Here is a 13,873-nt window from a genome sequence, read left to right as displayed (position 1 = left end):
GGGGCAGTATTTTTCCTGCGTATACCCCTGCTCGACACGGACGAGCCCGGCCCCGCGGCCGGGCGGGATCGGAGATCGCGGTGACCGTCGAAGCCGGCCTTCCCGACACGCTGCGCGACCTGCCCGCCTGGACGCCGGACCCGGTCGAGCTCGCCGACCTCGAACTGATCCTGGCGGGCGTCTACCGCCCGCTGACGGGCTTCCTCGGCTCGTTCGACACCGCCATGGTGATCGCCGGGGGACGGCTCGCGGACGGGACCCCGTGGCCGGTCCCGGTCACGCTCACGGTCCCCAAGGACCTGACCGGCCATGAGCGGATCGTCCTGCAGGACCCCGAGGGCGTGCCGCTCGCGGTGCTGAAGGTCGGCGAGGCGTGGCAGGACCCGACCACCCAGGCGTGGCGGCTCGCCGGACCGCTGGAGGCACTCCGCGCCCCCGCGCACGGCCCCTTCCACCGCCTGCGCCGCCGCCCCGACGAGCTGGACGCGTTCGAGGGCAGCGTGCTGGCGGTGGCCACCCGGGAGCCCCTGCACCGCAAGCAGCTCGGCCAGCTCCGCCAGGTCGCCGAGCGGCTCGCCGCGAAGGTGCTCGTCCTGCCGCTGCTGGGCGGCGAGCACGACGAGTCCCTCGTCCGGGCGCTGCTGGGCGTCCGCAAGGAGCTGCCGGAGGGCACCCAGATCATCCCCGTGCCGCTGCCCGCGCGCGGCGACCGGGAGCGCGACGTCCTGCTCCACGCGCACGTCGCGGCGGCCTACGGCGCCACCCACCTGCTCGCGGAGCGGGAGATGGAGGACACCGCCGTCCCGCTCGTCGTACCGGAGCCGTGGGCCTACGACGCCGACGTGGAGGTCTGGCGGCCCGTCGCGCGCATCGAGCCCGACCACGTCCAGGCCGAGCTGACCCCCGAGCGGCTGAACGAGCTGCTCGACGCGGGCGAGCCCGTCCCCGACTGGTTCACCCCGCCCGCCGTCGCCGCCGAGCTGGCGCTGGCGCGCCCGCCGAAGCGCTCGCGCGGCATCACGGTGTTCTTCACCGGCCTGTCCGGCTCCGGGAAGTCCACGGTCGCGCGCGCCCTGGCCGACGCGCTGGTGGAGCGCGGCGGCCGGACGGTCACGCTCCTGGACGGCGACGTCGTCCGGCGGATGCTGTCGGCGGGCCTCACCTTCTCCCGCGCCGACCGCGACCTCAACATCCGCCGCATCGGCTTCGTCGCCGCCGAGATCACCCGGCACGGCGGCACCGCCATCTGCGCGCCGATCGCCCCCTACGCGGCCACGCGCGCCGAGGTGCGCCGGATGGTGTCCGCCGTGGGCGACTTCATCCTCGTGCACGTGGCGACGCCGCTGGAGGAGTGCGAGCGCCGCGACCGCAAGGGCCTGTACGCCAAGGCCCGCGCCGGCCAGATCCCCGAGTTCACCGGGATCTCCGACCCCTACGAGGAGCCGGACGACGCCGACCTGACGCTCGACACCTCCCGGCTGACGCCGGACGAGGCGGTCGCCCAGGTCCTCGACCTGCTGGTCGAGGGCGGCTGGGTGCGACCGGAGTAGCCTCCCCCGCCCCGTTCGTCCCTTCCCACCCTGACTTACCTGATCTGGGGGGCGTCGCCTATCGTGTTAACCATATTTCCTACATGACAGGTAGGTCATGCCGATGGACTTCGATTGGACGATGGCGCTCGGCTCGTTCCTCGTCGCCATCATCGTGGGGCTGACCGGCATGGGCGGCGGCGCTCTGATGACGCCCATGCTCGTGACCTTCTTCGGGGTGAGCCCGCTCGCCGCCGTCTCCAGCGACCTGGTCGCCGCCGCCGTGATGAAGCCGGTGGGCAGCGCCGTCCACTACCGGCAGGGCACGATCAACATGCGGCTGGTCGGCTGGCTGTGCGCGGGCTCGGTGCCCGCCGCCTTCTCCGGCGTCCTGCTGGCCCGCGCGCTCGGCCACGGGCACTCCGTCGAGAACGTCATCGGCAAGGCGATGGGCGTCGCCCTGATGATCGCCGCCGCCGGGCTCGTACTGCGCGGCTACCTCGCCTACCGGGGGCGCTCCGGACAGGCCGAGGGCGACGGCGACCGGACCCCTGAGATCGCGGTCCGCCCCGTCCCGACCGTCCTGATCGGCGCCGTCGGGGGGCTCGTCGTCGGCGTCACCTCGGTCGGCTCCGGCTCCCTCATCATCGTCGCGCTGCTCGCCCTCTACCCGACGCTCAAGGCCAACCAGCTCGTCGGCACGGACCTGCTCCAGGCCGTCCCGCTGGTCTTCGCGGCCGCCATCGGCCATCTGCTGTTCGGCGACTTCCGCATGGAGGTCACCGCCGCCCTGCTCGCCGGTTCCATCCCCGGCGTCTACCTCGGCTCCCGGATCTCCTCCCGCGCCCCGAGCGCCCTGATCCGGCGCGTGCTGACCCTCGTGCTGGTCGCCTCCTCCCTGAAGATGCTCGGAGTCGCCCCCGCTCCCCTCGCCTGGACCATGACCGTCCTCACCTCCGCCACGGTCGCCGCCTGGCTCGTCCTCCGCCGCCGCGCCGCCCTGAACCGGGATACGCTGCCCTCCCCGGCCGTTTCCCCCGGCATCGCCGGCGCTTCAGGAGAGCAGAACGAGACGTGGACCAACGATGGCCGCACGACACCGTGGACGTCCTCGGCGTACGGGTCAGCCGCGCGGACGTCGCGCAGTTCCGGTCCTTCGTGGCGGCGGCCGTCAAGGAGCGGTCCAAACTGACGGTCACCTTCGCCAACCCCGACTACGTCCTCAAGGCGCAGAAGGATCCGGCGCTGCGCGACCTGATGAACGGCTTCGACCTCGACCTCCCGGACGGCTGGGGCGTCGTGCTGGCCGCGAAGGTCTTCGGCCGCCCCGTCCCCGGCCGGATGGCCAACGACGACCTCACCGACGACCTGTTCGGCCAGCCGGCCGAGGAGGGCTGGCGCGTCTTCCTGTTCGGCAACGCCCCCGGCGTCGCCGAGGCCGCCGCCGCGAACCTCCGCGCGTGGTACCCGGGCCTGGAGATCGCGGGCACCCTGCACGGCCACTGGGCGGACGGGCAGGGCCGCATCCCCGCCGAGACCGCCGAGCGCCTCGTCGCCGAGATCAACGAGGCGGCCCCGGACATCCTGCACGTCGGCCTCGGCACGCCGCTCCAGCAGCGGTTCGTCACCGAGTACCGCGACCGGCTCACCGCGCCGGTCATCATCACCTGCGGCGCCTACTTCGAGCACCTGGCCGAACGGCGCGACTACTACCCGGCCTGGGTCCTGAAGCTGCGCGTCGGCTTCCTCTACCGCCTGGCGCGCGAGCCACGCCGCCTCTGGCGCCGCTACACCGTCGAACTGGGCGCCTACCTCGCACGCGTGCTCTACCATCGCCTGCGCCACGGCAAGGCGCCCTCCGGTCGAGCCGCATCGCTCTCATAACGCACTCCACCGGAAGCCCTTCTCCCAATACAGCGATGTGGTAGGACAAGATGCCATCAGACTCCCCGGCCGCACTCCGGAGAACCTTCATGCGCCCCACCCTCGCCCGCCTCACGGCCACCGCGCTCGCGGCGCTCACCGTCCCCGCCGCCACGGGCACGGCCGCCTTCGCCGACCTCGCCCAGCCGGCGGTCGTCTCCGCCAACCCGGTGAACAACACCCCGCACGTGCTGGACGGCACCGTCCGCGCCATCACCGTCGTCGGGTACTGGGTCGTCGTCGGAGGGAACTTCGAGGAGGTCCGCGAGGCCGGCAGCGGCAAGAAGACGCTCAAGCGGCACAACCTGTTCGCCTACGACATGCGGACGGGGAAGATCAGCACGGCCTTCGTCCCGAAGGTCAACGGGACCGTCCACGCGCTGCAGCCCGGGTCCAGTGACTGGATCTACGCCGCCGGGACGTTCACGACCGTCAACGGCGTCAAGACCGGCACGGTCACCGCGCTCAAGGTCTCGACCAACAAGGTCCACACCGGCTTCAAGCCCAATGTGAACTACCGGGTGAACACCATGGTGGTGCGCGGCTCCCGGCTCTACATCGGCGGTTCCTTCACCAAGGCGGGCGGCAAGGCGCGCACCGCGATCGCGCGGGTCGACAGGCTCACGGGCGTGGCCGACAACGGGTTCAACTTCAGCATCACCCAGCCCCGCGCCGGCGACCTCAAGGTGTACCGGATGGCGGTCGACCCCACCGACACCCGCATGGTGATCAACGGGACGTTCACCCGCGTGAACGGCCAGCGCCGGGTCCAGATCGCGATGATCAACCTGGGCAAGGGCACCGCGAAGCTGTCGACCTGGTCGACCGAGCGGTACGCCTCGCCCTGCAACCTCGCCGCGTTCGACACCTACATGCGCGGCATGGACTTCTCACCCGACGGCAAGTACTTCGTGGTCGTCACCACGGGCGGCCCCTACGGCCAGACCCAGATGTGCGACACGGCCGCCCGCTGGGAGTCGTCCCGCACCGGGTCCGGGCAGAAGCCGACCTGGGTCAACTGGACGGGCGGCGACACGCTGCTGTCCACCTCGGTGACCGGCTCCGCCGTCTACGTCGGCGGGCACCAGCGCTGGCTGGACAACCCCTACGGGCACGACTCCGCCGGCCCCGGCGCCGTGTCGCGCCCCGGCATCGGCGCGCTCAACCCCAAGACCGGCAAGGCGCTGGCGTGGAACCCCACGCGGACGCTCGGCCACGGCGTCGAGACGCTGGTCGCCCACCCGAAGGGGCTGCTCGTCGGCAGCGACACCGACCAGCTCGGCCACGAGTACCACGGCCGCCTCGGGATGTTCCCCGCGGGCTGAGCCGCGAGTCGTGGTGAGATAGGAACGGGGCCATTCTGCGGGGAGGGGGCGGGTCGGTGGGCCAGCACGGACAGCGCGAGGTGTTCTCCGGCGGCCATCACCGGCCCGACGCCCGCCGTTCCCTGCCCGTCCCTCCGGACGCGCCGCGGCGGCGCCGCGGCCGGCGGCGCGGCTCGAACCCGTTCCTCTACTTCGCCACCGCGGGCACCCTGCTGGTCGTGGGCGGCTCCGCGGCCGCCATCGTCCTGTCGGGGAGCGGCACGGTCCACAACGCCCGGACGGCCGCCGCGCGCGGGCACAGCACCGTCCCCGCGTCGGCCGACACCTACGTGGTGCGCGAGATGCCGGGCACCACTTTCGGCGGAGCCCGGAAGATCACCGCTTCGCGGTGGCCCGGCTGGCACACCGAGGCCTACGTCGCGTTCGACGTGCCGCCCGGCACCCCGGCGGTCGCCGGGGCCCGCGTGGAGATGGCGTTCGACCGGCTGGAGAACCGGCCGCGCCAGGTCGAGCTCCGCACGCTGCCCGGCTCCTGGACGGAGGAGGGCACGTCCTGGAGCAACCGCCCGGTCGCCGGGCCCGTCGTGGCGACCGCCCCCGCCGACTCGTCCAAGGTGTCCTTCGACGTCGGCCGGGTGGTGAACGGCCCCGGCCACTACGCGTTCGCCATCACCGGCCAGGGCCGCCGGTCGGCGGTCTCGCTGCACTCCCGGGAGACCGGCGACGGCCCGCGCCTCGTCCTGCGGACCCGGCCGGGCGCGCCCGCGCCGACGCCGAGCAACTCGCCGGAGACGTCCGGCACGGCGCTTCCCGCGCCCGGGCCGGAGCCCACCTGGGAGGCGCCGCAGCCGGTGAAGACCCCCACGACGTCCCCGGTCGGCGGCCGGACGCTCTGCGGGCTCTCCCTCGAACTCAAGCCGGGCGAGACCTTCCAGAATGCTCTCGCCCGCATGGACGCCGCCTACGGCGGCCTCGAGACGGTCCGGCTGTTCTACCAGGGCGTCCCGCCCGCGTGGCCCGGCAAGCCCGACACCGGGAAGCGCCCGCCGATCATCTCGTTCAAGCTGGCGCCCAAGGACGTCATCGCCGGCAAGTACGACCAGGCGATGACCCGCTGGTTCGCCACCGCCCCGCGCGACCGCGACCTCTACTGGGTCTATTACCACGAGCCCGAGGACAACATCGCCGCCGGCGAGTTCACCGCCGCCGACTACCGCGCCGCGTGGCGTCGGCTGCGGTCCCTCGCCGACAAGGCCGACAACCCCCGCATCCACGCCACCCTCGTCCTGATGGGCTGGAGCCTCGACCCGCTGTCCAAGCGCGACTGGCGCGACTACTACCCGGGCCGCGACGTCATCCAGGTCCTCGGCTGGGACGTCTACAACCTCGGCTGGAAGAAGGGCCGCTACGACGACCCGGCCACCATGTACGACCGTGTGGTGGCCGTCAGCAAGGGCGAGAACCTCCCGTTCGGCGTCGCCGAGACCGGCAGCTACCTCGTCTCCGGCGACAACGGCGACCGCCGCGCCTCCTGGCTCCGCGCCATGAACGCCTACCTCACCAAGCGCAACGCCCTCTGGGTCGCCTACTTCGACCTCGACTGGAGCACCGGCGACTTCCGCCTCCTCGACACCCAAAGCCGCCAGGCCTGGAGCGACTTCTGCTAACCCAGCCCGCCCCACCCCGCGCCACCTGAAGCACCACCCCACAAAACCGCCACGCACACAGGCCGCACCCCACCCGCGGCCCGCCCCTATAGCGAGCCCGCCCTTCCCAAGGCCTCCCCTTCGCGCACCGCGTCTTCACGCGCCCCCGCCCTCCATGCAAGCCCGCCCCTCAGACGGCCCCACCCGTAACGCCGTCCGCCCATCACAGGGCCCGTCCTCCACCGCGTGAGCCGTCCTTCGCAGCCTTGCCCTTGATGCGGGCCCGTCCTCCACGCGGCGCGTCCTCCGCGTTGGGCTGCCCCTCAGGCGGCGGCCCTGCCCGTGACGCAGCCCTGCTCCTCACGCGGGCCCGCCTTCACGCAGCGCGTTTTTCACCGCGTGGGCTGTCCTTCGCGGACTTGCCCTTGACGCATGCCCGCCCTCCATGTGGCGTGTCCTCAACGCGAGCCCTGCCCCTCGCGCGGGCCGGGTCCTCACTCGGGCCTGGGCTGCGCGTGGGTTTTCGGGTCGTTGTGGCTTGGCTTCGGGGGGCCGCTTCTGCTTCACCGCGTGGTTTGGCGGCGGGTGGGTCGGTGGTGCTGGTTGCTTCTCGCGCTGGCCCTCCGTTACGTGCGACGCCCCCCGCCGGTGGTCCGGCGGGGGGCGTCGTTCGGGCGGTGGTGCTTCTTACTTGCGGGCCAGGATGATGGTCCACATCGCGGCGCGGCTGGCGGCGTCGGTCGTCGCCGTCTTGCCGCCGTAGGTGCCGGTGGCGACCGTGCCGTTGCTGTCACCGACCAGGGCCGTGATGCGGCCGCTGGCAGAGCCGATGCCGATGCCGCGGGTCTCCACGCCGGCCGGGGCCGTCCAGGACGTGGTGCTGGACGACTTGTCCGCCCAGTACGTCACCGCCCACGAGCCGGCGGCGTCCACCTGCGCGGTCGGGCTGGTGTGCTCGGTGACGGTGCCGTCGTCGCTGCTCTTGGCCACCGCCGCCACCGGGTCGGTGGCGTTGGTGCCCTCGTAGGCGAGCAGCCGGATGTCGGCCTTGGTGTAGGCGCTGAGCCCGATGTCGACCTGCGTTCCGGCGTCGCCCGCCTGGGCGACGCGCTTCCAGACGACGGACGTCGCGGTGCCCGCGACCTGCGTGCCGACCTGCGTCCAGCCGGCCGGCGGAGTCGTCATCGTCGCGGAGCTGCTGTTGAACGTCAGCATCAGCAGCATGCCGTCACCGGGCTGGACCGCCGGAGGCACCTGCGCCCACGCCGTGATGACGTTGCCGTTGCCGCCCGAGCCGCCCCGGTAGCCGATGTTCGCCTGGTTCGGGGCGACCGTGACGTCCTGGGACTTGGTGCCCTTGCCGCCGCGGTCGTCGGTCACCGTCAGCTTCACCGTGTAGGTGCCGGCCGCGGCGAACGCGTGCTGCGGCGTGGCGCCGGTGCCGTTCTGGCCGTCGCCGAAGTCCCACGCGTAGGAGGCGATGGAACCGTCGGAGTCGGACGAGCCCGCCGCGTTGAACGCGCAGTCGAGCGCGTCGCAGTTGGCGGTGAACGCGGCGTTCGGCGGCTGGTTCGGCGTCCCCGCGTACAGGAACACCGTCCGGCCGCGCCAGTCGGCGGTGCTGACCTCGGTCGACGCGCCGGACGGCACCCCGGCCGCCGAGAACGCGACCCGGTAGAGGCGGCCGTTGGAGTTGTTGACGTAGTAGAGGTTCGCTCCGTCGACGAACATGCCGCCGACGGAGCTCCAGCTCATGCCGGCCAGGTTGCCCACGGCGGTGAACTCCTGGGCGCCGACGACGTTGCTCTCCGGGTTGAACGTCCGGTAGTACAGCGCGGACTGCCCGCGCGTGTAGTAGATCCGGCCCTTCGCGAAGAACATGCCGGTGATGTTCGGCACCTGCGAGTGCCAGGTCGTCATGTTGGTGAGCTGGTCGGCGGTGTTGATGGCGGTCGCCGCGCCGAGCGCGGTGCCGTCGAAGGTGCGGCGCCGGAACTGGCCGTCCGACGAGCCGTAGAAGAGCTCGCCGTTGACCATGAACGCGCCGCGCGCGGTCCGCCAGTCGACGCCCGCGGTGCCGTCCTCGACCGCGGCGCCGGTGGTGGTGCCGTCGAACGAGCGGTGCCTCAGGTAGTTGGCGGCCCCGGTGCCGATGCCGCCGCCGGAGTAGACGTTCCCGGGCAGCTCGCCGGTGCTGTAGGCGGGGATGGTCGCGCCGCCCGCGACCGGGAACAGCGCGAGCTTCTGGTGGAACTCGCCGCCGACGTTGTCGGTGTCGCTGCCGATCCACAGGCCCTCGTCGGTGGCCAGCATGTCGAAGACGCCGACGCCCTTGTCACGGCCCGGGTTCCAGCTGAACGGCAGGCCGCTGACCGGGTCGAGCGCCACGATGCCCTCGCGGCCGACGGCGCCCTGGCCGGGGCTGTCGCCGGCGAACGGGTTGTTCGCCCAGCGGAAGTGGCCGCCGGTGTAGACGGCCGTGTCGGTGATCTCCACGGCGTAGGTGGTGTCGCCCCCGGTGTAGTTCACCCAGGTCGGCTGCTGGCCGCCGCCGGTGGCGGCGCTCTCCCAGCGGGCCTGGGTGTCGCACAGCTTCGCGGAGCCGCCGTACGCGCCGGTGGTCGTCACCACGAAGTACGAGCCGTTCGGGGAGAACTCGACGTCGCGCATGTAGGTGTCGAACGACTGCGAGCACTGGTCGGCGTAGCGGACGGTGTCCCAGTTCGCGAGCGCCGCGGACTGGCCCGTGAGGTCCACCATGACGATCTGCCGCCGGGTGCTGCCCGCGACGGAGCTGAAGTTGCCGATGCCGACGAGCTTGGAGCCGTCCGGGCTGACGTCCATCTTGTAGATCTGGGTGACGCCGTCGCCGGTCTGGGTGCCGGCGATGTTCAGGTTCACGAAGTCGTCGCGGGCGCCCGTCTCGGGGTCGAGGGTGGCGAGGGCCGCCCGCGCGGCGCCGCCGACCGTCGCGAAGGTGCCGCCGACGTACAGCCGGCCGCCCGCCAGCCGCAGGTCGCGGACCTTGGCGTCGAGCTCGGGGTCGAACGAGGCGATGGGGGCGCCGGTCTGGGCGTTGATCCGGGCGAGCACGAAGTGCCGGACGCCGTTGATCTCGCTGAAGCTTCCCCCGACGTAGATCGACTTGCCGTCGGGGGCGGGCAGCAGCGCGCTGGCCTCACCCTTGTTGAGGTTCGGGACGAAGTCGGGGTCGATCGCGCCGGTGGCGGCGTCGAAGGCGAACAGGCGGTTGCGGACCAGCGTCGGCTTGTTGGCGCCGACCTCCTTCACCTGGGTGAACGAGCCGCCGACGTAGATCTTGCCGCCGATCTTGATGATCGACTTGACCTCGCCGTCGATGACGTTCGGCGTGTAGTTCGCCGGGTCGGCGTTGACGACCTTGCCGTGCCCCGGTTCGGACCCTCTCTGGTCCGCGCGCGCCGGGGTGCCCGCGGCGAGGCTCCCCGTAAGCGTCGCCAGTGCGAGCGCGGCCCCCGCGGCCAGAGCCCCCCACCTGCGTCTGCCCATCGACCCCTCCGTGCAGTTAGAAGTAAGCCGCCGTGTTCACCGAATGGGCACACGGCGCCGCGCAATCGTAGCCAGCGAGCCACCGAAACCGCCGTTTGATCACTAACTTTTCGGTTTCGACCACCGAACAGCACGGCGATCCGATCGCCGCGGGGCGCCGGACGCGGCCCGGCGGGCACGTCCATCGCGCCTCGCGGGGTACGCTGCGCACCTCGAAAGGACGCGTGCCGGCTCGCGCTGGAGCACCGGACCGTGTGGCCGAAGGTGGCCACCGTCCGCTGTCGTCCCTGGTAAGAAGCAGGACGTCCTCCACCAGGGGGCGGCGCGCCTCCGGGGCCGGACGGCGCGGTCCGCGGCCGAAGGCGCGTCCCAGGGGAAACGGAGCGGTGATTGTCGGGGATGCGAGGGATCGCGGGGAGCACCCCTCTCGCGACGCCGCGGCTGCTGCCCTGGCGCCTGCGGCCGGGCTGGGCGCTGAGCGTCGCGCTGCTCGGCTTCCCCGTGTGGTGGCTCCTGGGCCTGGCGAACGTCGTGCTGCTGGTCATCAGCGTGCCCATGGCCATGACGCTGTGGCGTCGGCGCGGCACCCTGGTCGCGCCCAGCGGCTTCGCGGCGTGGCTGTTCTTCCTGCTCTGGGTCGTGCTGGGCGTGCTCGTGCTGTGGGCCGACGCGCCCCTCGCCGAACCGGGCGGCGGGTTCAGCCGGCTCCTGGTGTACGGCTACCGGCTCGCCTGGTACCTGTCGTCCACCATCGTGCTGCTCTACGTCGGCAACATGAGCGAGCGGGAGCTGCCGTCGGGCAAGGTCGGCAGGCTCCTCGGCTACATGTTCATCGTGACGACCGTCGGCGGGCTGATCGGGTCGTTCTTCCCGTCGATCCAGCTCACCTCGCCGGTGGAGATGGTGCTGCCGCACGGGCTGACCGGCAACTCCTTCGTCCGCGACATCGTGCACCCGAAGGTCGCCGACATCGAGTCGATCCTCGGGTTCGAGCAGTCCAGGCCCATGGCGCCGTTCGCCTACGCCAACACCTGGGGCTCCGCCTACGCGTTCTTCCTCCCGTACTTCCTGCTGACCTGGATCGTCCGCGCCAAGATGCGGCGCCGCGTGTTCGGGCTGGCCGTCCTCGCCGCGTCGCTGTGGCCGGTCGTGTACTCGCTGAACCGGGGGCTGTGGGGCGCGCTCGGCGCGATCGGCCTGTTCGGCGTCGTGAAGCTGCTCCAGGTGGGCGGGCCCCGCGTGATCGCCTGGACGGCCGGGATGGCCGCGGCGGGCGCCATCGTCGTGGCGCTGTCGCCGCTGCCCGGCCTCGTCCAGGACCGCCTCGACAACCCGCACAGCAACAACCGCCGCACCCTGCTGGCCGAGGAGACGACCCGCAGCGCCCTCACCGGCTCCCCGCTGGTCGGCTTCGGCTCCACGCGCAACGTCCAGGGCGACCTGGGCCAGGTCTCCGGCGGCGACAAGATCGGCTGCAAGGCGTGCGGCTCGCCGCCGCTCGGCACCCAGGGCCACCTGTGGCTCCTGCTGTTCGCCAACGGCATCGTCGGGACGATCGCGTTCTGCGCGTTCTTCGCCGTCCGGTTCCTCCGGCACTGCCGGGAACGCGGCGCGTACTCGCTGGCGGGCTGCTCCGTCCTGATCGCCTGCGGCCTGTTCATGATCACTTACGACATGGTGGAGGTACCGCTGTACACGGTGATGATCGCGGTCGGCCTGATGTGGCGGGCGAGCAGGGACGCCCGCGCCGAGGCGCGGCCGCGCGCCCGTGCCCGGTCCCTCGCCGAGGACGAGGCCCCGGCCGAGGAGCCGGTTCCCGCCGAGGCGGCGCCGTGAGCGCGGCGGAGGAGACGCGGGCCGCCTGGATCACGGCGGTGGAGGAGCTGTGGCCGGACGCGCGGGTCGAGGCCGTCCCGCCGGGCCGAGCCGAGGGTGCGCGCCGTGAGCTGGCCTTCCTTCCCAACGCGGAGCGGCCGCGCCTGCTCGTCCCGGCGGGGATGCCGCGCGCCGCGGCGGCCGCGCTGCGCCGCTACAGCCACGACCTCGGCCTGAAGCAGCGCGCCTCCCGCGGCCTGACGGCGGCGGCGGTGCGCACCGGGCTGCCGGAGCGGACGCTCCGCGACCGGCTCCGCGTCACCGGCGGCGGCCCCTCCATCGAGGACCGGCTGTCGGAACTGCTCGGCCGGCCGGTCGTGGTCAGCGTGGGGCTCGGGAGCGCCCGCGCCAACCGCAAGCCGATCCTGCACGCGCTCTCGCCGCGCGGCGAGGCCGTCGCGTTCGTCAAGATCGGCGACACCGGCACGGCCCGGGGGCTGCTCGCCGGCGAGGCCGAGGCCCTGTCCTACCTGAACGACCGCCTGCCCGGCCCGGGCTCGCGCGGCGGCCTGCACGTCCCCCGGCTGCTCCACCACGGAACGTGGCGCGGCCTCGACCTGCTCGTCCTCGAACCCCTCCCGACCGGCGCGCTCGGCCTGCGCCGGCGCGAGCAGGCCCCGACCGCCCAGATGCGGGCGCTGTTCGAGGTCGGCGGCGTCGAGCGGGGGCCGCTGGGCGCCAGCGCCTACTGGGACGAGATGGCCGCGAGCCCCGGCCGGGTCATCGACGAGCGGCAGCGCGCCGTCTTCGGCGAGGTCGTCGAGAGCACCGGCAAGGCGCACGGCGACCTGGTCCTGGACTTCGGCGCCTGGCACGGCGACTGGACGCCGTGGAACATGGCCTGGCACCGCGGCGTGCTGCGCCTGTGGGACTGGGAGCGGTTCTCACGCGGCGTCCCGGGCGGTTTCGACCTGCTGCACTACCGGCTCCAGGAGGCGATGCGCACGGCGTCCGGGCCGCCCTACGCCGCCTGGCCGGACGGCGCCGCCGCCCTGCTGGCGCCGCTCGGGCCGACCGGCCCCGCCGCGGCGGCGACCGTCCGGCTCTACCTGCTGGAGCTGTGCCGCCGCTACCTCCTGGCCGCCCAGGAGCCGATCGGCGGGCCGCTGCGCGCCGACACCGAGCGGCTGCTCGCGCTCCTGCACACCACCCCGCCGGAACCGACCCCTGGAGGAACCCCGTGATCTCACGTCGTGACGCCCCCCAGTGGGTCAAGGAGGCGGGACGGGCCGCGACCCGGGCGGGGGGACGGCTGACCTCCGGCACCCGGATGCTGCCGGACTTCCTCATGGTCGGCACGCAGCGCGGCGGCACCACCTCGCTGTTCCGCGCCCTGGCCGCGCACCCGGCGACCGTCCAGCCGAACTTCCACAAGGGCGTGCACTACTTCGACGTCAACTACCCGCGCGGCCTCGCCTGGTACCGGGGGCACTTCCCGGTCCGCGCGCTCGCCGAGCGCCGCACGCAGGGCACCGCCCCGCAGGCGTTCGAGTCCGCCGGCTACTACATGCACCACCCGCTGGCACCCGAGCGGATCGCCCGGGACCTGCCCGGGGTGAAGCTCATCGTCCTGCTGCGCGACCCGGTGGTGCGCGCCTACTCCGCCCACAAGCACGAGCTGGCGCGGGGGTTCGAGACCGAGCCGTTCGAGCGGGCCCTGGACCTGGAGCCCGAGCGGCTCGCCGGGGAGGTCGAGAAGATCAAGGCCGACCCCTCCTACGTGAGCCACAGCCACCGGCACCACTCTTATTTGGACCGCGGCCACTACGCCGACCAGATCGAGCGGCTGTTCGCCCTCTTCGGGCGCGACAGGGTGCACGTGGCGTTCGCGGAGGACTTCTTCTCCGAGCCGGAGGCCTGCTACGACTCCATCCTGGAGTTCCTCGGGCTGCCGCCGTGGCGTCCCGAGTCGTTCGAGCGGCACAACGCCCGGCCGGGCTCCCCCCTGCCGGACGACCTCCAGCGCCGCATGGCCGACCACTACGCCCCCTGGGACGACAAGCTCGCCGCGCTCCTCGGCGCCGAACCCTCCTGGCGGCGATGAGGC

General features: G+C 72.8%; 9 protein-coding genes. 8 read left to right on the top strand and 1 reads right to left on the bottom strand.

Annotation, left to right across the window (positions count from 1 at the left end; all coding sequences use genetic code 11):
• The first annotated feature begins 80 nt into the window (after positions 1-80).
• The 5 genes from cysC to AB0C21_RS36670 all read left to right on the top strand — a co-directional run bounded on the left by cysC (position 81) and on the right by AB0C21_RS36670 (position 6,444).
• Positions 81-1,550 (top strand): adenylyl-sulfate kinase, encoded by a 1,470-nt coding sequence (gene cysC, locus AB0C21_RS36690; protein ID WP_500210560.1) that lies wholly within the window; start codon positions 81-83, stop codon positions 1,548-1,550.
• Between the two features lie 103 nt (positions 1,551-1,653).
• Entirely contained in the window at positions 1,654-2,721 is a 1,068-nt protein-coding gene (locus AB0C21_RS36685) for a sulfite exporter TauE/SafE family protein (protein ID WP_500210558.1), read from the top strand.
• Entirely contained in the window at positions 2,604-3,413 is an 810-nt protein-coding gene (locus AB0C21_RS36680; RefSeq protein ID WP_353818040.1) for a WecB/TagA/CpsF family glycosyltransferase, read from the top strand. Before AB0C21_RS36685 ends, AB0C21_RS36680 begins: the two co-directional genes overlap by 118 nt.
• Before the next feature lie 89 nt (positions 3,414-3,502).
• On the top strand, positions 3,503-4,777 hold the full coding sequence (locus tag AB0C21_RS36675; protein WP_500210557.1) for a hypothetical protein: 1,275 nt from the start codon (positions 3,503-3,505) through the stop codon (positions 4,775-4,777).
• Positions 4,778-4,833: 56 nt separating this feature from the next.
• Positions 4,834-6,444, top strand: a complete 1,611-nt coding sequence (locus AB0C21_RS36670; RefSeq protein WP_500210554.1) for a CBM96 family carbohydrate-binding protein — start codon at positions 4,834-4,836, stop codon at positions 6,442-6,444.
• Positions 6,445-7,110: 666 nt separating this feature from the next.
• Here the strand turns inward: AB0C21_RS36670 and AB0C21_RS36665 are convergent.
• A complete protein-coding gene (locus AB0C21_RS36665) occupies positions 7,111-9,951 on the bottom strand; it encodes a PKD domain-containing protein (protein ID WP_500210553.1) in 2,841 nt (946 codons plus the stop codon).
• Between the two features lie 399 nt (positions 9,952-10,350).
• Between AB0C21_RS36665 and AB0C21_RS36660 the strand changes: the two genes are divergently transcribed.
• Genes AB0C21_RS36660 through AB0C21_RS36650 form a run of 3 tightly spaced genes read left to right on the top strand, consistent with a single transcriptional unit; the run spans position 10,351 to position 13,870 of the window.
• Positions 10,351-11,787 (top strand): hypothetical protein, encoded by a 1,437-nt coding sequence (locus AB0C21_RS36660; RefSeq protein ID WP_500210610.1) that lies wholly within the window; start codon positions 10,351-10,353, stop codon positions 11,785-11,787.
• Positions 11,784-13,010 (top strand): hypothetical protein, encoded by a 1,227-nt coding sequence (locus AB0C21_RS36655; protein WP_500210552.1) that lies wholly within the window; start codon positions 11,784-11,786, stop codon positions 13,008-13,010. Before AB0C21_RS36660 ends, AB0C21_RS36655 begins: the two co-directional genes overlap by 4 nt.
• Positions 13,007-13,870 (top strand): sulfotransferase domain-containing protein, encoded by an 864-nt coding sequence (locus AB0C21_RS36650; protein ID WP_500210550.1) that lies wholly within the window; start codon positions 13,007-13,009, stop codon positions 13,868-13,870. The genes AB0C21_RS36655 and AB0C21_RS36650 overlap by 4 nt, the downstream gene beginning before the upstream one ends.
• Positions 13,871-13,873 lie beyond the last annotated feature (3 nt).

This window comes from Spirillospora sp. NPDC049024 (genome assembly GCF_040649235.1).
GTDB lineage: Bacteria > Actinomycetota > Actinomycetes > Streptosporangiales > Streptosporangiaceae > Spirillospora.
Note: the sequence above shows the minus strand (reverse complement) of the source record. Positions and strands in the feature narration are given on the sequence as shown.

What these genes read in the sequence shown, in the direction of transcription:
- AB0C21_RS36685 (WP_500210558.1), top strand. Translation starts at nt 1,654, where the DNA reads ATGGACTTCGATTGGACGATGGCGCTCGGCTCGTTCCTCGTCGCCATC.
- AB0C21_RS36675 (WP_500210557.1), top strand. Translation starts at nt 3,503, where the DNA reads ATGCGCCCCACCCTCGCCCGCCTCACGGCCACCGCGCTCGCGGCGCTC.
- AB0C21_RS36660 (WP_500210610.1), top strand. Translation starts at nt 10,351, where the DNA reads ATGCGAGGGATCGCGGGGAGCACCCCTCTCGCGACGCCGCGGCTGCTG.
- AB0C21_RS36665 (WP_500210553.1), bottom strand. Translation starts at nt 9,951, where the DNA reads ATGGGCAGACGCAGGTGGGGGGCTCTGGCCGCGGGGGCCGCGCTCGCA.